Below are 19,345 nucleotides of genomic sequence, written 5' to 3'. Positions count from 1 at the left end.
GGGGTGGGGGTGCTCGTGGGGGGGGCCCCCCCACGGGTGTTGGCGGCCCCGGGCCCGGCCCCGGCGGAAGTCGCCGGGGCCGGGCCCGATGCAGGGGGCGGGAGTCCGCCCTGGGTCATGCCGCCGCCACCACCGGCACCTCCGCCGGAGCGAGCGCGAGCTCCAGGACCTGGCGGACATCCGTCACCGGATGGACCTCCAGCTTCTCCAGGACCTCGGCCGGGACATCGTCCAGATCCGCCTCGTTCCGCTTCGGGATCACGACCGTCGTGATGCCCGCCCGGTGGGCGGCCAGCAGCTTCTGCTTCACACCGCCGATCGGCAGCACCCGTCCGGTCAGCGACACCTCACCGGTCATCGCCACGTCCGTACGGACCAGCCGCCCCGACAGCAGCGACGCCAGCGCCGTGGTCATCGTGATGCCCGCGCTCGGGCCGTCCTTGGGCACCGCGCCGGCCGGGAAGTGGATGTGGGCACCCCGGTCCTTGAGGTCCGCCACCGGCAGCTCGAGCTCAGCGCCGTGCGAGCGCAGGAAGCTCAGCGCGATCTGCGCGGACTCCTTCATCACGTCACCGAGCTGACCGGTCAGGGTCAGCCCGGCCGCCCCCGTCTCCGGGTCGGCCAGCGACGCCTCCACATAGAGGACGTCGCCGCCCGCGCCGGTGACCGCGAGGCCGGTGGCCACGCCGGGCACCGCCGTCCGGCGCTCGGCCGGGTCCTGGGCGGACTCCGGGACGTGGTGCGGACGGCCGATCAGCTCGCGGAGGTCCGCGTCCGAGACGGAGAACGGGAGTGCCCGGTCGCCGAGTTCATGCTGGGCGGCGACCTTGCGCAGCAGCCTGGCGATCGAGCGCTCCAGGTTCCGTACGCCCGCCTCACGGGTGTACTCCCCCGCCAGCTTGCGCAGCGCGGACTCGTCGATGGCGACCTCGCCCTCCGCCAGGCCGGCCCGCTCCAGCTGGCGCGGGAGCAGGTGGTCCCGGGCGATGACGACCTTCTCGTCCTCGGTGTAGCCGTCGAGCCTGACCAGCTCCATCCGGTCGAGCAGGGCCTCCGGGATGGCCTCCAGTACGTTCGCGGTGGCCAGGAACACCACGTCGCTCAGGTCGAGTTCGACCTCGAGGTAGTGGTCGCGGAAGGTGTGGTTCTGCGCCGGGTCGAGCACTTCGAGCAGTGCGGCGGCCGGGTCGCCCCGGAAGTCGGAGCCGACCTTGTCTATCTCGTCGAGCAGCACCACCGGGTTCATGGACCCGGCCTCCTTGACGGCGCGGACGATACGGCCGGGCAGCGCGCCGACGTAGGTACGCCGGTGGCCGCGGATCTCCGCCTCGTCCCGTACCCCGCCGAGGGCGACCCGGACGAACTTCCGCCCCATGGCGTGGGCCACGGATTCGCCGAGCGAGGTCTTTCCGACCCCGGGCGGCCCGACCAGCGCGAGCACCGCGCCGCCGCGACGCCCGCCGACCACACCGAGTCCCCGGTCCGCGCGCCGCTTGCGTACGGCCAGGTATTCGGTGATCCGTTCCTTCACGTCGTCAAGGCCGGCGTGTTCGGCGTCGAGCACGGCCTTGGCGCCCCGGATGTCGTAGGCGTCCTCGGTGTGCTCGTTCCACGGCAGTTCGAGCACGGTGTCGAGCCAGGTGCGGATCCAGGAGCCCTCCGGGCTCTGGTCACTGGCCCGCTCCAGCTTCTCGACCTCCTTGAGCGCGGCCTCGCGCACGTTCTCGGGGAGATCGGCGGCTTCGACCCGGGCACGGTAGTCGTCGGACTCCTCGCCCTCGGACTCTCCGTTCAGCTCGCGCAGTTCCTTGCGGACCGCTTCGAGCTGGCGCCTCAGCAGGAACTCGCGCTGCTGCTTGTCCACGCCTTCCTGGACGTCCTTGGCGATGGACTCGGCGACATCCTGCTCGGCGAGGTGCTCGCGCAGTTGCTCGGTGGCGAGCCTCAGCCGGGCGACCGGGTCGCTGGTCTCCAGCAGTTCCACCTTCTGGGCGGTGGTGAGGAACGGCGAGTATCCGGAGTTGTCGGCGAGGGCCGACACGTCCTCGATCTGCTGCACACGGTCGACGACCTGCCAGGCGCCGCGCTTCTTCAGCCAGCTCGTGGCCAGCGCCTTGTACTCCTTGACCAGGTCGCTCACGGAGCCGGGCACGGGGTCGGGGGCGGACTCCTCGATGACGGTGCCCTCGATCCAGAGGGCGGCACCGGGACCTGTGGTCCCCGCGCCGATGCGCACCCGGCTGCGACCGCGGATCAGTGCGCCCGGGTCGCCGTCGGAGAGCCGGCCGACCTGCTCGACGGTGCCGAGCACGCCGGTCGCGGCATAGGTGCCGTCGATCCGCGGCACGAGCAGCACCCGGGGTTTGCCGGGTTCGGCACGGGCCGCTGCCTGGGCGGCCTCCACCGCGGCCCGTACATCGGCGTCGGACAGGTCGAGCGGCACCACCATCCCGGGCAGCACGACCTCGTCGTCGAGCGGCAGCACAGGCAGAGTAAGAGCGGTGTTATACGCCGAGGACTCAGCAGCCATGATCTCCCCTTCTGCATTCAAGTTGAGCTGTATGGACTCAATGCAGGGGGCGGCCCGGATGTTCCCCGCCCGGCGTTCGCCGTGAGCGATCAGCGGCCGACACGCTGCGCGGGAGGATCGCGGCGCCCCTCGGCCGGGGATCGGCAGCAGCCGGATGAGCAGGCCATGGATGGCCGCCGACGGGGCACACGGACCCTGTGGGCGCCGCCGGCGCCCGTGAAACGGTTTGTCCTGCCGGGACCGTCGCGGACAGGATGTTCATGATCCGCGTCGTCCCGCCAGCCGCCGGAGGTTTCCACCATGCCGTTCCCCGCGCCGTCGCCGACCGGCGAACCCCTCATGCCCGTCACGCTCGACCGGCGCGACGGCCCCTACGGGGAGGTCGTGCTGCGGCGGCGGGACCAGGGCGGCGAGGGCGCCGTCGCGCCCGGGATCTACGAGATCATCGCCAACGGCTGCTTCCTGATGGACACCTCCGACGGCCGTTCCGAGCGACTGCTGATCGATGCCGCACGCGGTGCCCTGGCGGACCGCCCGGCGCCCCGTGTGCTCATCGGCGGCCTCGGGGTCGGCTTCTCGCTGGCCCACGCCGCGGCCGACCCGTCCTGGTCCGGGGTCACGGTGGTGGAGCGCGAGCAGGCGATCATCGACTGGCACCGCGCCGGACCGCTGTCCGCGATTTCCGCGAGGGCGCTGGCCGACCCGCGTACCGAGATCATCGCCGGGGACCTCGTGGACTATGTCCATAACGCTTCGGACACATACGATGCGCTCTGTCTGGACATCGACAACGGCCCCGACTGGACCGTCACCGAGGACAACGCGAGCCTCTACTCACCAGACGGACTGACCTCCTGCGCAAGGAGGTTGACGCCGGGCGGAGTGCTGGCCGTATGGTCTGCGAGGCCCTCCGCCGACTTTGAGGAGTCGTTGCGGAATGCCGGATTCACCAGGGTAAGGACCGAAGAGATCCGGGTTGCCCGAGGCGTACCTGACGTGGTCCATCTCGCCGTTCGCCCTGCGTAGCCGCGAGCCGATCGATGCCTTTACGCTGCTGACTTACCTGACACAACCGATGTACACGATCTACACGCAGACCGAACAACACCAGCTCGCAGTGCGCGACAAGGGCGGGGCGATGGAGCAGACACACACCAGCAACAACGGCGCGGCGGCGCATTCGACCGCCAGCGCCCAGCGCCGGGTGCTGGTGGTCGAGGACGACACCACCATCGTCGAGGCCATCGGGGCGCGGCTGCGCGCCGAGGGCTTCCTGGTGCAGACGGCCTCGGACGGCCCCGCCGCCGTGGAGGCCGCCGATGCCTGGCAGCCGGATCTGATGATCCTCGACGTGATGCTGCCCGGCTTCGACGGGCTCGAGGTGTGCCGCCGGGTGCAGGCTCAGCGTCCGGTGCCCGTGCTGATGCTCACGGCGCGGGACGACGAGACCGACATGCTGGTCGGTCTCGGGGTGGGCGCCGACGACTACATGACCAAGCCGTTCTCGATGCGAGAGCTGGCCGCCCGGGTGCACGTGCTGCTGCGCCGGGTGGAGCGGGCCGCGCTCGCCGCCGTGACACCCCGCAGTGGGATCATGCGGCTCGGCGAGCTCGAGGTCGACCACGCCCAGCGCCGGGTCCGGGTCAGGGGCGATGACGTTCATCTCACACCGACCGAGTTCGATCTGCTGGTCTGCCTGGCGAACACCCCGCGTGCGGTGCTCTCCCGGGAGCAGCTGCTCGCCGAGGTGTGGGACTGGGCGGACGCGTCCGGGACCCGCACGGTCGACAGCCACATCAAGGCGCTGCGCCGCAAGATCGGTGCCGAGCGGATCCGTACGGTCCACGGCGTCGGCTACGCCCTGGAGACCCCGGCCCAGTGAGCCGTGTGACCGGGCCGCGCAGACCGGGCCGACGGAGCGGGCTCGCCCCCGAGCTCAGCGGACCGCGGTCCGAGCCGGGACGGGTGCCGTCCGGGCCGGGCCGACCGCGGTCCGGGCCCGGCCGGCTACGTTCCGGACCTGACCGGCCACGGTCCGCACCCGGGCGGCTGGGGCCCGGGCTCAGGCGGCTTCGGTCCGGTCTCGGGGCGGTCGGGATCTCGATCAAGACCAAGCTCATCGCTCTGGTCGTGACCTCGGTGCTGATCACCTGCGGGCTGGCGCTGGTCGCCATCAGGACCGGGGCCGAGCTGCGCTACATCACCGTCTTCGCGATGATCACGACCTTGCTGATCACCCAGTTCGTGGCGCACGGTCTGACCGCGCCGCTGGACGAGATGAACACCGTCGCCAAGGCCATATCCCACGGCGACTACACGCGTCGGGTGAGCGGCGCCGACCGGCGTGACGAGCTCGGCGACCTGGCGACCACCATCAATCTGATGGCGGACGACCTGGAGGACGTGGACCGCAACCGCAAGGAACTGGTCGCGAACGTCTCCCACGAGCTGCGCACGCCCATCGCCGCCCTACGCGCGGTGCTGGAGAACGTGGTGGACGGCGTCAGCGCCGCGGATCCCGAGACGATGCGCACGGCGCTGAAGCAGACCGAGCGCCTCAGCCGGCTGGTGGAGACGCTGCTGGACCTGTCCCGGCTCGACAACGGTGTGGTCACCCTCAAGACACGGCGCTTCGAGGTCTGGCCGTATCTGTCCGGAGTGCTGAAGGAGGCCAATCTGGCCGCCGGACAGCGCAAGCTGCCCTCCGGTTCCGGCAGCCACACACGCAAGGACGTCCATCTGCATCTGGACGTGTCGCCGCCCGAGCTGACCGCGCAGGCGGACGCGGAGCGGCTGCACCAGGTCGTGGCGAATCTCATCGACAACGCGGTGAAGCACTCGCCGCCGCACGGCCGGGTGACCGTACGGGCCCGCCGCGGGACGGACGCCGAGTCGCTGGTGCTCGAGGTGCAGGACGAGGGCCCCGGTATCCCGCGGTCGGAGTGGCACAAGGTGTTCGAGCGCTTCAACCGCGGCGGAGTCCCGTCCCCGCACGGACCGGGCAGCGACGGCGGTACGGGCCTGGGGCTCGCGATCGCCCGCTGGGCGGTGGAGCTGCACGGCGGGCGGATCGGTGTGGCCGAATCGGCACGGGGCTGCCGGATCCTCATCACCCTTCCGGGAGTCCCGGAGCGCAGGGGTTGACGTAGGGTTCGAACCGGAGGGCCGCGTTCGGCGTGCACACACGCGCGTGCGGTTCGCGTTCCGTCCGGTTTCCGTTCGCGTTCGGCGAATGTTCGGCATGCGTTCGAAACGTGTGCGGGTCGCGTTCGATGCCTGTTCGACGCGTACGCGGCCAGGGGGTGTGGGAGAGCGGGCCGCAGCCGCGCTGCCGCACACCCGTTTCACAGGGGAACCAGGCTTGTTTCCCGCCATTTCCGGCCCTGAAACCGACCGTCCGGTGTGACTTAGGCGACGAAGGACGTGCCCGGCCTGCACCTCCCGGCCGGGGAGGCGTAGCCTTTATTTCCGCTGTCCATCACCTTGTGAAGCGGAAGAGGGCGGTTACCGCCGTGTCGTCTCAGTCCCCCAGTAACACGAGTTCTTCGACCGACCCGGACGGGCAGGGGAAGCACCCCGCTGCCGCGTTCGGCGCCAACGAGTGGCTCGTCGACGAGATCTACCAGCAGTACCTCCAGGACCCGAACTCGGTCGACCGAGCCTGGTGGGACTTCTTCGCCGACTACAAGCCGGGCGGTTCCGCCGCCGCTGAGCAGACGCCGGGCACCGCACAGGCGCCGGCGCCCGCGGCTCCTGCGGCCACCGAGACCCCCGCGGCCCCGGTACAGCCCGCTGCGGCCGTCCCGGCGCCTGCCGCCCCGGCAGCCGCCGCGCCCGCGAAGCCCGCCGCGGCCCCTGCTGCCGCTCCGGCCAAGCCCGCAGCGGCCAAGCCAGCCGCCCCCGCCGCCCAGGCGCCCGACGGGCCCGAGATGCTCCCGCTGCGCGGTCCCTCCGCCGCCGTCGCGAAGAACATGAACGCCTCGCTGGAGCTGCCGACGGCCACGTCCGTCCGCGCCGTCCCGGTGAAGCTGCTCTTCGACAACCGGATCGTCATCAACAACCACCTCAAGCGCGCCCGGGGCGGGAAGATCTCCTTCACCCACCTCATCGGCTACGCGATGGTGCAGGCGATCAAGGCCATGCCGTCGATGAACTGGTCGTACGGCCAGAAGGACACCAAGCCCGTCCTCGTCAAGCCGCCGCACATCAACCTCGGCCTGGCCATCGACCTCGTGAAGCCCAACGGCGACCGCCAGCTCGTCGTCGCGGCCATCAAGAAGGCCGAGACGCTGAACTTCTTCGAGTTCTGGCAGGCCTACGAGGACATCGTCCGCCGCGCCCGCAACAACAAGCTGACGATGGACGACTTCACCGGCGTCACCGTCTCGCTGACCAATCCCGGCGGCCTCGGCACGGTCCACTCCGTGCCGCGTCTGATGCCCGGACAGTCGGTGATCATGGGCGTCGGCTCGATGGACTACCCGGCCGAGTTCCAGGGCACCTCCCAGGACACCCTGAACAAGCTGGGTGTCTCCAAGGTCATGACCCTGACCTCGACGTACGACCACCGCGTCATCCAGGGAGCCGCCTCCGGCGAGTTCCTGCGGATCGTCGCCAACCTCCTCCTCGGCGAGGACGGTTTCTACGACGAGATCTTCGAGGCGCTCCGCATCCCGTACGAGCCGGTCCGCTGGCTCAAGGACATCGACGCCTCGCACGACGACGACGTCACCAAGGCCGCCCGGGTCTTCGAGCTGATCCACTCCTACCGGGTCCGCGGCCACGTCATGGCCGACACGGACCCGCTGGAGTACCGCCAGCGCAAGCACCCCGACCTGGACATCACCGAGCACGGGCTCACCCTGTGGGACCTGGAGCGCGAGTTCGCCGTCGGCGGCTTCGGCGGCAAGTCGATGATGAAGCTGCGCGACATCCTCGGCGTGCTGCGCGACTCGTACTGCCGCACCACCGGCATCGAGTTCATGCACATCCAGGACCCGAAGCAGCGCAAGTGGATCCAGGACCGTGTGGAGCGGGGGCACTCCAAGCCGGAGCGCGAGGAGCAGCTGCGGATCCTGCGCAGGCTCAATGCCGCCGAGGCCTTCGAGACCTTCCTCCAGACCAAGTACGTGGGCCAGAAGCGGTTCTCGCTGGAGGGCGGCGAGTCCGTCATCCCGCTGCTGGACGCGGTGATCGACTCCGCTGCCGAGTCGCGTCTCGACGAGGTCGTCATCGGCATGGCCCACCGCGGCCGTCTGAACGTCCTGGCGAACATCGTCGGCAAGTCGTACGCGCAGATCTTCCGCGAGTTCGAGGGCAACCTCGACCCGAAGTCGATGCACGGCTCCGGCGACGTCAAGTACCACCTGGGCGCGGAGGGCACCTTCACCGGCCTGGACGGCGAGCAGATCAAGGTCTCGCTGGCCGCCAACCCCTCGCACCTGGAGGCGGTCGACCCGGTCCTCGAGGGCATCGTCCGCGCCAAGCAGGACATCATCAACAAGGGCGGCACGGACTTCACCGTCCTGCCGATCGCCCTGCACGGTGACGCGGCCTTCGCCGGCCAGGGCGTCGTGGCCGAGACGCTCAACATGTCGCAGCTTCGCGGCTACCGCACCGGCGGCACGGTCCACGTCGTCATCAACAACCAGGTCGGCTTCACCGCCGCCCCCGAGTCGTCGCGCTCGTCGATGTACGCGACCGACGTGGCCCGCATGATCGAGGCCCCGATCTTCCATGTGAACGGTGACGACCCGGAGGCCTGTGTCCGGGTGGCGCGGCTCGCCTTCGAGTTCCGCCAGACGTTCAACAAGGACGTCGTGATCGACCTCATCTGCTACCGCCGCCGCGGTCACAACGAGGGCGACAACCCGCAGTTCACCAACCCGCAGATGTACAACCTGATCGACAAGAAGCGCTCGGTGCGCAAGCTCTACACCGAGTCGCTCATCGGTCGCGGCGACATCACGCTGGAAGAGGCCGAGCAGGCGCTCCAGGACTTCCAGGGCCAGCTGGAGAAGGTCTTCGCCGAGGTCCGCGAGGCCACCAGCCACCCTGCCCCGGCCCATGTCCCGGACGTCCAGGCCGAGTTCCCGGTGGCCGTCACCACCGGAGTCTCGCAGGAGGTCGTCAAGCGGATCGCCGAGTCCCAGGTCAACATCCCGGACCACGTCACCGTCCACCCGCGTCTGATGCCGCAGCTCCAGCGCCGCGCCGCATCCGTCGAGGACGGCACGATCGACTGGGGTATGGGCGAGACCCTGGCCATCGGTTCGCTGCTGATGGAGGGCACCCCGGTCCGGCTGGCCGGCCAGGACTCCCGCCGCGGCACCTTCGGCCAGCGGCACGCGGTCCTGGTGGACCAGGAGACCGACGAGGACTACACCCCGCTGCTCTACCTGTCCGACGAGCAGGCCCGCTACAACGTCTACGACTCGCTGCTCAGCGAGTACGCGGCGATGGGCTTCGAGTACGGCTACTCGCTCGCCCGCCCGGACGCGCTGGTCATGTGGGAGGCCCAGTTCGGTGACTTCGTCAACGGCGCCCAGACCGTCGTCGACGAGTTCATCTCCTCCGCCGAGCAGAAGTGGGGCCAGACCTCCGGCGTCACCCTGCTGCTGCCGCACGGCTACGAGGGCCAGGGGCCGGACCACTCCTCGGCCCGCCCGGAGCGTTTCCTCCAGATCTGCGCGCAGAACAACATGACGGTCGCCATGCCGACCCTGCCGTCGAACTACTTCCACCTGCTGCGCTGGCAGGTCCACAACCCGCACCACAAGCCGCTGATCGTCTTCACCCCGAAGTCGATGCTGCGTCTGAAGGCCGCGGCGTCCAAGGCGGAGGAGTTCACCACGGGCGGCTTCCGCCCGGTCATCGGCGACACCACGGTTGATTCCGGAGTGGTGAACCCGGCCGAGGTCCGCAAGGTGGTCTTCTGCGCGGGCAAGGTCTACTACGACCTGGAGGCCGAGCGTCAGAAGCGCGGGGTCCAGGACACGGCGATCATCCGCCTCGAGCGCCTGTACCCGCTGCCGGGCGCGGAGCTCCAGGCCGAGATCGCCAAGTTCCCGAACGCCGAGAAGTACCTGTGGGCCCAGGAGGAGCCGGCGAACCAGGGTGCCTGGCCGTTCATCGCGCTCAACCTGATCGACCACCTGGACCTGGCCGTCGGCGCGGACGTCCCGCACGGCGAGCGGCTGCGCCGGATCTCCCGGCCGCACTCGTCTTCGCCCGCGGTGGGCTCGGCGAAGCGGCACCAGGCGGAGCAGCAGCAGCTGGTGAACGAGGTCTTCGAGGCCTGAGCGGGCTTCAGAGCCCTCCTGATCGACGGAACGGCCCCCGGCGCGGCAACCCGCGGCGGGGGCCGTTCCCGTTCCGGCGTCAGCCGCCCGCGGCGGGCGCATTAGGCTGTTTCCCATGTACTTCACCGACCGTGGCATCGAGGAGCTGGAGAAGCGGCGCGGCGAGGAGGAGATCACCTTCGAGTGGCTCGCCGAGCAGCTGCGTACGTTCGTGGATCTCAATCCGGACTTCGAGGTGCCCGTCGAGCGTCTGGCCACCTGGCTGGCGCGGCTCGACGACGAGGACGACGAAGACATGTGAGCGAGACCCTGATTCGGGCCCCTGTGCGTACTCACGCACAGGGGCCCGTTTTCCTTGCCTATTGACTTCCCCAGCTCGCGATATATCGTATCGTCATCAGCAAACGCGATATGTTGCGTTAGGCCCGCCGGGAGGTCAGCACCATGCCAGAGTCGACGTGGACCGTTGCAGAGCCCCAGAAGCTCGTGTTCGACGAACCTGTGACCGCCCTGAACGTGCGCGTCGTCAACGGCGCGGTGAACGTGGTCGGCACCGACGAGGAGACCGCCCGTCTGGAGGTCTCCGAGCTCGACGGCCCGCCGTTGATCGTGACCCTCAGCGGGTCCACGCTCACCGTGGCCTACGAGGACGTGCCGTGGCAGGACTTCCTCAGGCATTTCGACCGCAAGCGCTGGCAGCGCCGTGCCGTGGTGTCTCTCGCGGTGCCGTCCCGTGCCGCCGTCGAGGTGGGCGTGGTGGGAGCGGGGGCGGTCGTCTCCGGTATCCAGGGGCGTACGGACGTGCGCGGCGTCAGCGGGGACACCACGCTCACGCGGCTGTCCGGAAAGATCCACGCCGAGACGGTCTCGGGCGGTCTCGAGGCCCAGGCGGTCACCGGCGACCTGCGCTTCAACTCCGTATCCGGGGATCTGACCGTGATCGACGGCGCCGGTCCCGCGGTGCGGGCGGAGACCGTCAGCGGCGACATGGCGATCGACCTCGACGGCACCCCCACGGACGTCCGGGTCATCAGCGTCTCCGGTGAGGTCGCCATCCGGCTTCCGCACCCCGCGGACGCCCGGGTCGAGGCCAACACCACCAGCGGGGCCGTGTCCAACGCCTTCGAGGACCTGCGGGTCAGCGGAATGTGGGGCACGAAGAGGATCACCGGCACGCTGGGCTCGGGCAGCGGTTCACTCAAGGCCACCACGGTCTCCGGATCCATCGCCCTGCTGCGCCGTCCGCCCGCCGAGGACGAGACGGCCGAGGCCGCCCCCACCGGAAAGGTGCTCTGACATGCCACCCGTCTTCGCCCACGGCCGGCTCCGCCTCTATCTGCTGAAGCTGCTCGACGAGGCACCGCGCCACGGCTATGAGGTCATCCGCCTGCTGGAGGAGCGTTTCCAGGGGCTGTACGCGCCCTCGGCGGGCACGGTGTACCCGCGGCTGGCCAAACTGGAGGCCGAAGGGCTCGTCACCCACACCACCGAGGGCGGCCGGAAGGTGTACGCGATCACCGATGCCGGCCGGGAGGAACTCGCGGGACGCGGCGGGGAACTCGCCGACCTGGAGCTGGAGATCCGCGAGTCCGTCTCCGAGCTGGCGGCGGAGATCCGCGACGACGTACGCGGCGCGGCGGGCAAGCTCCGAAGCGAGATGCGGGCCGCGGCGTCGGAGAGCCGGCGGGTGGACGCGGGCATCGGCGACGGCGACGCCTGGCGCACCGTGAAGGAGGAGATGCGGCAGGCCAAGGAGGAGTGGAAGGAACAGGCCCGTCGCGCGAAGAACGAGTCCCGGCGCGCCCGCGAGGACGCCCAGACCGCGCGCCGCCAGGCCAGGGAGGCCCAGGAGCGGGCCCGCGAGGAGGTCCAGCGCATGGCCCGCCAGGTCCAGGACCACTTCGCCCGGGGCGACTGGCCGGCCGGTGTCCGCGACGGCATGTCGGAGCTCACCAGCCAGCTGGGGAACCTGGCGCGGGGTACGAAGGCGTGGCCACCGTTCATCAAGCCCGACGCGGCCGACGCGGACCCCGGCTGGGCGAAGGACACCCCGGACTCGGGCGATCCGGCCCGTGATCTGGAACGCCTGCTGGACCGCCTGCGCGACGAGGTCCGCGACGCGGCCCGCGACCATGGCGTCACGGCCCCCCAACTCGCCGAGGCCCGCCGCCATCTGTCGTCGGCGGCGACCCACATCGTCGCGCTCCTCCGTAACGACTGAGCCGAGTGCGTGCCCCCGGAGTGTGGGGGCACGCACTCGGCAAGCGAGCGTCCGGCGACCGGCGTCCCGGGACGGCCACTCCCCACCACGCCACCTGCCGCAGCACACCGCGAAACCCGCCCGCCCCCATGGCGGAGGCGCTGTCAGCCCCGGTTGACGAGCACCCGCACCCGTGCCCCCGGCCGCGCGTACACCCGGTCCCCGCGCCGCGTGCCGCCCGACACCTCAACCCGCCATCCCCGTCCGGAAGGCGGCAGCGACAGCCGGGTGACGCCCGGGCGGGCGTCGTACGAGAGCCGGTACACGCCGGCCAGGGAGTCCCACTCCTCGTCGCGCACCACGCCCGCCACCGCCGGGGCGTACGGGGCCGCCGTCTGCTCCTTGTTGGTACGGAAGCGGCCCTCCTCGTCCACCGCGCAGTACCCGCCCCCGTAACACCACACATAGCCCGCCCAGCCCGAGCTGTAGCGGGCGAGCGAGGCCAGCGCCTCGCGGTAGAAGCGGCCCATGTTCGGCAGGGAGTTGTTGAGCGGCCCCCACTCCCCCACGACAACCGGCACCCGGTACGCCTTCGGGTACGCGGTCACGGCGGCCTCGTACGCCTCGATCCAGCCGGCTGCGGGGTCGTAGTCCCGGCCCGCCTCCATCGCGGCGTTGTAGAAGTGCGGGGCGTAGACGACCCTGTGGTCCTTGATCTTCCCGAGCCCGGTGGGGACGCCCTCGCCCACGATCGGCGTGGGCTCCACGAAGAGCCAGCTGTCACGGTCGGCCGCACGGACCGCGTCCGCCAGTCGGTTGTACATCGGTGTGAGCTGCTCGCGTTCGATGCGACGGGCGGCGGACGGCAGGTCCTCGTCCTCCGCCATCTCGCCCATCGGCTCGTTGATCAGGTCGTAGCCCAGCACGGCGGGGTGGTCCGCGAAACGTCCCGCCAGCACACGCCACATCCGGGCCTGTGCCCACCGCAGATCCGGGTCCTCGTACAGATGCGTGAAAGCCCGCTGCACGGCGGGCTCGAAGTACTCGGCGAACCAGTCGTCCGGGTGCGGGGTGAAGGGCAGCCCGTCGGTACGGGTCGCCCACTCGGGAATGCCGCGATGGCCGAAGGCGGGCCCGAAGACGTCCTGGTGGGCGTCGATCAGGACCTGGACGCCATGCGCCTCGGCCCAGTCCAGGATCCGCTCGACCCTGCGCAGATACGCCTGGCTGTAGCGGCCCCTGACCGGTTCCAGATCGTCCCAGAACACCAGCAGCCTGGCGACGTTGAAGCCCTGGGCGCGCATGTCCCGCAGATGGCGTTCGGTGATCGCGGACAGGGCCTGCTCGCCCCGGTGGTTCTTGTCCTCGATGTTCCAGCCGCGCAGGGTGAGCACCCGGCCCTGGTCGTCGGTCAGCCGGGGCACGCCCTGCGGAGCCGGAGCGGCCACACCCGCCTGCGTGGCGGGGGTGGCTGGTGGGGCCGGTGCGGCCGCAGCCAGAACCAAGGAAGAGACGGCAGCGGCGAGAAGGCGGTGCATGGCGACCTCCGGCACAGGCGTACGGCAGTGCCGGAGATCCCATCAGCTCATCTGACGGACCATCAAGGGTTGGTCAGGACAATCTTTCCGAACAGCTCGCCCGCCGCCAGCTTCTCGAAGCCCTCCCGCGCCCGGTCCAGCGGCAGCACCTCGTCGATCACCGGACGCACCCCCGTGGCCTCGCAGAACGCCAGCAGGTCCTCCAGCTCGTCCTTGGAGCCCATGGTGGAGCCGACGATCTTCAGCTCGAGGAAGAAGATCCTGGTGAGCTCGGCGTGCGAGGGCCGGTCGCCGCTGGTCGCTCCGGAGATGACCAGGGTGCCGCCGGGCCGCAGCGACTTGACCGAGTGCGACCAGGTGGCCGCGCCGACGGTCTCGATGACCGCATCCACCCGGTGCGGCAACCGGGCGCCGGACTCGAAGGCGTCCACCGCGCCGAGCTCCACAGCCCTCTTGCGCTTGGCCTCGTCGCGGCTGGTCGCGTAGACACGCAGTCCTGCCGCCTTGCCGAGCACGATCGCCGCGGTGGCGACACCGCCGCCCGCGCCCTGGACGAGCACCGAATCACCGGGGCGCACGCCCGCGTTGGTGAAGAGCATGCGGTATGCGGTCAGCCAGGCGGTCGGCAGGCAGGCGGCCTGCTCGAAGGAGAGCGCCTTCGGCTTGGGCAGCACGTTCCAGGCGGGCACGGCGACCTGCTCGGCGAAGGTGCCCTGGTAGCGCTCGGTCAGGATGGAGCGGGGCTCGTCCGGGCCCACGCCGTGGCCGGTCTGGCCGATGACGGAGTGGATCACGACCTCGTTGCCGTCCGCGTCGACGCCCGCGGCGTCACAGCCGAGGATCATCGGGAGTTTGTCCCCGGACAGGCCGACGCCCCGCAGCGACCACAGGTCGTGGTGGTTGAGGGACGCTGCTTTGACGTTCACGACCGTCCAGCCCGGGGGCACGTCGGGCGCCGGGCGTTCGCCCAGTTCGAGTCCGGTCAGCGGCTGGTCACGGTCGATGCGTGCGGCGTAGGCGGCGAACATGACCTTGACCATAGGGCGGGCGGGCACACGGCGGGAACCGCAGGCCCGTGTGACACACACCCTCTTTTCACGGCGGGGTCGACGTGCTCCCGCCGCCGCCCGGCCCGGGAACGGCCGCGGGCCGTGCCGGGCACCCGAAAGTGCCTGGCACGGCCCGCACGGAGCCTCGGATCCCGCCAGAGGTCGTCAGCGCCGCGCCACGCCCTCGGCGCGCGCCGCCGCGGCCACGGCGGCCGTGACCGCCGGAGCGACCCGCTCGTCGAACGGCGAGGGGATCACGTAGTCGGCGGCGAGGTCGTCGCCCACCACGTCCGCGAGCGCGTTGGCCGCCGCGATCTTCATGCCCTCGGTGATCCGGGACGCCCGCACCTGGAGGGCGCCCGCGAAGATGCCGGGGAAGGCCAGCACGTTGTTGATCTGGTTCGGGTAGTCGCTGCGGCCGGTCGCCACGACCGAGGCGTACTTGTGCGCCACGTCCGGGTGGACCTCCGGGTTCGGGTTGGCCATGGCGAACACGAAGGCGCCTTCCGCCATCGAGGCCACCGCGGCCTCCGGCACCGTGCCGCCGGAGACGCCGATGAAGACGTCCGCACCGGCCAGCGCGGTCTCCAGCGAGCCGCTGAGCCCCGCGCGGTTGGTGATCTCGGCGAGCTCACGCTTGACCGGGGTGAGGTCGTCGCGGTCCCGGCTCACGATGCCCTTGCGGTCGGCGACCGCGACGTCCCCGAGGCCGGCCTCCAGCAGGAACTTGGCGATGGCGACACCGGCCGCCCCCGCGCCGGAGATCACCGCGCGCAGGTCGCCGAGGCCTCGGCCGGTCAGCTTCGCCGCGTTCCGCAGGGCCGCGAGCGTCACCACGGCCGTACCGTGCTGGTCGTCGTGGAAGACGGGGATGTCGAGCCGCTCCTGGAGCTTGCGCTCGATCTCGAAGCAACGCGGCGCCGAGATGTCCTCCAGGTTCACCCCGCCGAACGAGGGGGCGAGCCGGACGACGGTGTCCACGATCTCGTCGGTGTCGGTGGTGGCGAGCGCGATCGGCACCGCGTCGACCCCGCCGAACTGCTTGAACAGGATCGCCTTGCCCTCCATCACGGGGAGCGAGGCCTCCGGGCCGATGTCGCCGAGTCCGAGCACGGCCGTACCGTCCGTGACGACCGCGACGACCTGGGACTTCCAGGTGTAGTCGTGGACGAGCTCCGGCCGCTCTGCGATGGCGGTGCACACCCGCGCGACGCCGGGCGTGTAGGCGAGGGACAGGTCGTCCTTGTCGCGGATCGGCACCGTGCTCTGGACGGCCATCTTGCCGCCGCGGTGCAGGGCGAAGGCGGGATCGAAGGCTTCGCCGGACTCACCGGCGACGCTCTCCGCTTCCGCTTCCCTGGCGCTCTCGCTGTGGGGATTGACGATCTCGGCTGCCATTTTTGGTTGACCCCTTAAGTCTTCATCAGTTGAGGGTTGCCACTCCTGGTTGAGGAGGGGTGGGCGGGCACCGCGTACGTTCCCTGTGCTGGGCGGGTTGGCCCGCCTGCCAGGGGGTGGTACGTACGCGCGGGCGCGCCGCACAACGCGCCCTGAGCCCCGGATGAGGGGTGTAAGGATCCTTCTTACCTGACGCACGGTATCGCCGACGAGTCCATTGGACCGGCTCGGGGGCTCTGCGTGATGACACCTGGTGACATAACCTGACAAAAAACATCAAGCTGTCCAACAGGTAACAAATAGTCCGCCTACCGTCACTCCGCGCGTTGCCCGGATGGTGAGACAACCCGAAGATTTTTCCGTCATTGGAAGGTAAAGCCGCAGATGATGCGGCTGGTCCGGTCATGTTGTACCGGCCTGTCGCAGTTCGGGGGTCACCCGTTATCCGATTTTGACATGCTGAGGCCACTGAATGGGCTAGTCCGAATGGCAAGATGCCGGAAACACACAGAGTCGTGACGCTCGAAGGCGAGTTCACGACCGACTTTGGCTACACCCCGACATGCCGGAGGACCACGATCATGACCGCAAGCACCACCCGTCGTACGACCGCCGCACGGTCCCGGATCGCCGCGGTCGGCGCGATCGCGGTCGCCGGCGCGCTGGTACTCACCGCCTGTGGTGACCAGACCAACTCGGCATCGACCTCCACCAAGGAGAGCGGCGCCGGCAGCGCGGCCCCGCTGTTCTCCAAGCTGCCCAAGAAGTACCAGGACGCGGGCGTCATCAAGGTGGGCACCGACGCCGCGTACGCCCCGATGGAGTACGAGGAGGGCGGCAAGATCGTCGGTATCGACCCCGACATCGCCGCCGCGCTCGGCAAGGAACTCGGTGTCGAGTTCAAGTTCACCAGCGGCACCTTCGACGGTCTGATCTCCTCCCTCAACACCGGCCGCCAGGACATCGTGATGTCCTCGATGAGCGACACCAAGGCGCGCCAGGAGGGTCTGGACGAGACCGGCAAGAAGGTCGGCAAGGGCGTCGACTTCGTCGACTACTTCACCTCCGGTGTGTCCCTGCTGGTCAAGAAGGGCAACCCGCAGAAGATCGCCTCGCTCGACGACCTGTGCGGCAAGAAGGTCGCCGTCCAGCGCGGCACGATCTACGAGGACACCTTCAAGGCCCAGGCCGCCAAGTGCACCAAGGACGGCAAGGGCAAGCTCACCATCGAGGCCTTCGACACCGACGCCGAGGCCCAGACCCGTGTGAAGTCCGGCGGCGCCGCGGCAGACCTGAACGACTACCCGGTCGCCGCGCACATCGCCAAGACCGCGGGTGGCGGCAACGACTTCGAGGTCGCGGGCGACCAGACCGACGCCGGTCCGTTCGGCATCGCCGTCAACAAGGACAACGTCGAGCTGCGTGACGCGCTCAAGCTGGCCCTGGCGGCGATCATCAAGAACGGCGAGTACGGCAAGGTCCTCGAGAAGTGGGACGTCAAGGACAGCGCGGTCACCGAGGCGACCATCAACGGCGGTAAGTAAGTCGCGGCGTTCCCGCCTCGAGCGTTCCACCTGAAGGGCAGTCACTGTGACTGACAAGTTCGACAAGACGCCTTCCGACGAGCCACCGGCGGACAAGCCGGCCGGCTCGCCGGAGGGCAAGGATGACAGCGCGGTCAGCAAGGAAGCCGCCGTCGCGGCGCACCCCGAGCAGATCAAGGCCATTCCGGTGCGGCACTACGGACGCTATGCGTCCGCCGTGATCGCGCTGGCACTGCTCGGCTGGCTGGGCTTCGCCTTCTCGCAGGGCGACATCCGCTGGGCCACGATCAGCGAGTACCTCTTCGACTCCCGCATCCTCGAAGGCGCGCTGAACACCATCATCATCAGCGTGCTGTCGATGATCATCGGCCTGGTGCTGGGCATCGTCTTCGCCGTCATGCGGCTCTCGAAGAACCCGGTGACCGGCGCGGTGTCCTGGCTGTACATCTGGTTCTTCCGCGGGACCCCGGTGTACGTCCAGCTGCTGCTGTGGTTCAACCTGGCGCTGATCTTCCCGATCCTGAACATCGGGTTCTACAAGGACGAGATGGTCGATGTCATGACCCCGTTCCTTGTGGCCCTGCTGGGTCTGGGTCTGAACGAGGGCGCCTACATGGCCGAGATCGTCCGGGCCGGCATCCAGTCGGTCGACGAGGGCCAGACCGAGGCCTCGCACGCGCTCGGCATGTCCAACGGCAGGACCATGCGCCGGGTCGTGCTGCCTCAGGCGATGCGGGTGATCGTGCCGCCGACCGGCAACGAGTTCATCAACCTGCTCAAGACCTCCTCCCTGGTCTCCGCGGTGCAGTACACCGATCTGCTGCGTGCCGCGACGAACATCGGCTCCACGTCGTTCGCCGTCATGGAGATGCTGATCGTCGCCTCGATCTGGTACCTGGCTCTGACCAGCGTGTTCAGCGTCGGCCAGTACTACGTCGAGCGGTACTACGCCCGTGGTTCGCTGCGCCAGCTGCCGCCCACACCGTGGCAGCGCATCAAGACGAACCTGCTGTCCCTTCAGAGCCCCAGGGGGGTGTGACATGACCGCCATGGTGAAGGCCGAGGGCGTCCACAAGTCCTACGGCGCCGCTCACATCCTCAAGGGCATCGACCTCGAAGTCGCCCCGCGTGAGGTGTTCTGCCTCATCGGCCCTTCGGGCTCGGGCAAGTCGACCTTCCTCCGGTGCATCAACCACCTGGAGAAGATCAACGGCGGCCGGCTGTACGTCGACGGCGGGCTCGTCGGCTACCGCCAGAAGGGCGACAAGCTGTACGAGCTCAAGGACAGCGAGGTCGCCCTCCAGCGCCGGGACATCGGCATGGTGTTCCAGCGGTTCAACCTGTTCCCGCACATGACCGCCCTCGAGAACGTCATGGAGGCACCGGTCCAGGTCAAGCGCGAAGCGAAGGCCGTCGCCCGGGCACGTGCCCTCAAGCTGCTGGACCGCGTGGGTCTCGGTGACAAGGCGGGGAACTACCCCTCCCAGCTCTCCGGTGGACAGCAGCAGCGTGTCGCCATCGCCCGTGCGCTGGCGATGGAGCCGAAGCTGATGCTCTTCGACGAGCCCACGTCCGCCCTCGACCCGGAGCTTGTCGGCGATGTGCTCGACGTCATGCGCGACCTGGCCGAGAGCGGTATGACGATGGTGGTCGTCACCCACGAGATGGGCTTCGCCCGCGAGGTCGGCGACTCATTGGTGTTCATGGACGGCGGTGTGGTCGTCGAGTCCGGCAACCCGCGCGATGTGCTGGGCAACCCGCAGCACGAGCGCACCAAGGCGTTCC

At 69.7% G+C, this 19,345-nt stretch carries 14 protein-coding genes; 10 read left to right on the top strand and 4 right to left on the bottom strand.

Features of this window, described 5'->3' with window-relative positions; translation table 11 throughout:
• Window positions 1-115: 115 nt before the first annotated feature.
• On the bottom strand, window positions 116-2,530 hold the full coding sequence (lon, locus tag ACFV6V_RS30090) for an endopeptidase La (RefSeq protein WP_385570997.1): 2,415 nt from the start codon (window positions 2,528-2,530) through the stop codon (window positions 116-118).
• Between the two features lie 300 nt (window positions 2,531-2,830).
• Here lon and ACFV6V_RS30085 point away from each other — a divergent pair, with 300 nt between their 5' ends.
• The 7 genes from ACFV6V_RS30085 (at window position 2,831) to ACFV6V_RS30055 (ending at window position 12,052) form a co-directional block, all read left to right on the top strand.
• A complete protein-coding gene (locus tag ACFV6V_RS30085; protein WP_385570996.1) occupies window positions 2,831-3,556 on the top strand; it encodes a spermidine synthase in 726 nt (241 codons plus the stop codon).
• Window positions 3,557-3,668: 112 nt separating this feature from the next.
• Window positions 3,669-4,412, top strand: a complete 744-nt coding sequence (locus ACFV6V_RS30080) for a response regulator transcription factor (protein WP_385570999.1) — start codon at window positions 3,669-3,671, stop codon at window positions 4,410-4,412.
• A 167-nt stretch (window positions 4,413-4,579) separates the two neighbouring features.
• Complete coding sequence (locus ACFV6V_RS30075) at window positions 4,580-5,674, top strand: sensor histidine kinase (RefSeq protein WP_385570998.1); 1,095 nt, start codon at window positions 4,580-4,582, stop codon at window positions 5,672-5,674.
• Window positions 5,675-6,042: 368 nt separating this feature from the next.
• Window positions 6,043-9,831, top strand: coding sequence for a multifunctional oxoglutarate decarboxylase/oxoglutarate dehydrogenase thiamine pyrophosphate-binding subunit/dihydrolipoyllysine-residue succinyltransferase subunit (locus tag ACFV6V_RS30070; protein WP_385570995.1), 3,789 nt, complete (start codon window positions 6,043-6,045; stop codon window positions 9,829-9,831).
• 115 nt (window positions 9,832-9,946) lie between these two features.
• Window positions 9,947-10,132: a DUF6104 family protein gene (locus ACFV6V_RS30065; RefSeq protein WP_385570994.1), complete on the top strand. Its 186-nt coding sequence runs from the start codon at window positions 9,947-9,949 to the stop codon at window positions 10,130-10,132.
• Window positions 10,133-10,275: 143 nt separating this feature from the next.
• Window positions 10,276-11,127, top strand: a complete 852-nt coding sequence (locus ACFV6V_RS30060) for a DUF4097 domain-containing protein (protein WP_385570993.1) — start codon at window positions 10,276-10,278, stop codon at window positions 11,125-11,127.
• A gap of 1 nt (window position 11,128) precedes the next feature.
• The gene (locus ACFV6V_RS30055) at window positions 11,129-12,052 is read left to right on the top strand and encodes a helix-turn-helix transcriptional regulator (RefSeq protein ID WP_385570992.1); all 924 of its coding nucleotides are present in this window, start codon (window positions 11,129-11,131) and stop codon (window positions 12,050-12,052) included.
• A gap of 143 nt (window positions 12,053-12,195) precedes the next feature.
• Here ACFV6V_RS30055 and ACFV6V_RS30050 read toward each other — a convergent pair whose 3' ends face one another.
• From ACFV6V_RS30050 to ACFV6V_RS30040, 3 genes are all read right to left on the bottom strand, one after another.
• Window positions 12,196-13,569, bottom strand: a complete 1,374-nt coding sequence (locus tag ACFV6V_RS30050; RefSeq protein ID WP_385570991.1) for a cellulase family glycosylhydrolase — start codon at window positions 13,567-13,569, stop codon at window positions 12,196-12,198.
• Between the two features lie 62 nt (window positions 13,570-13,631).
• The gene (locus ACFV6V_RS30045; protein ID WP_385570990.1) at window positions 13,632-14,597 is read right to left on the bottom strand and encodes a zinc-binding dehydrogenase; all 966 of its coding nucleotides are present in this window, start codon (window positions 14,595-14,597) and stop codon (window positions 13,632-13,634) included.
• Between the two features lie 186 nt (window positions 14,598-14,783).
• On the bottom strand, window positions 14,784-16,016 hold the full coding sequence (locus tag ACFV6V_RS30040) for an NADP-dependent malic enzyme (RefSeq protein WP_385570989.1): 1,233 nt from the start codon (window positions 16,014-16,016) through the stop codon (window positions 14,784-14,786).
• Window positions 16,017-16,597: 581 nt separating this feature from the next.
• Between ACFV6V_RS30040 and ACFV6V_RS30035 the strand changes: the two genes are divergently transcribed.
• From ACFV6V_RS30035 to ACFV6V_RS30025, 3 genes are all read left to right on the top strand, one after another.
• Window positions 16,598-17,560, top strand: coding sequence for an ABC transporter substrate-binding protein (locus ACFV6V_RS30035; RefSeq protein WP_385570988.1), 963 nt, complete (start codon window positions 16,598-16,600; stop codon window positions 17,558-17,560).
• A gap of 46 nt (window positions 17,561-17,606) precedes the next feature.
• Complete coding sequence (locus ACFV6V_RS30030) at window positions 17,607-18,599, top strand: amino acid ABC transporter permease (protein WP_385570987.1); 993 nt, start codon at window positions 17,607-17,609, stop codon at window positions 18,597-18,599.
• A gap of 1 nt (window position 18,600) precedes the next feature.
• Window positions 18,601-19,345, top strand: a 745-nt coding sequence (locus ACFV6V_RS30025; RefSeq protein WP_385570986.1) for an amino acid ABC transporter ATP-binding protein, incomplete at its 3' end; no start/stop codon positions are given.

Source organism: Streptomyces sp. NPDC059828 (assembly GCF_042731955.1).
GTDB lineage: Bacteria > Actinomycetota > Actinomycetes > Streptomycetales > Streptomycetaceae > Streptomyces.
Note: the sequence above shows the minus strand (reverse complement) of the source record. Positions and strands in the feature narration are given on the sequence as shown.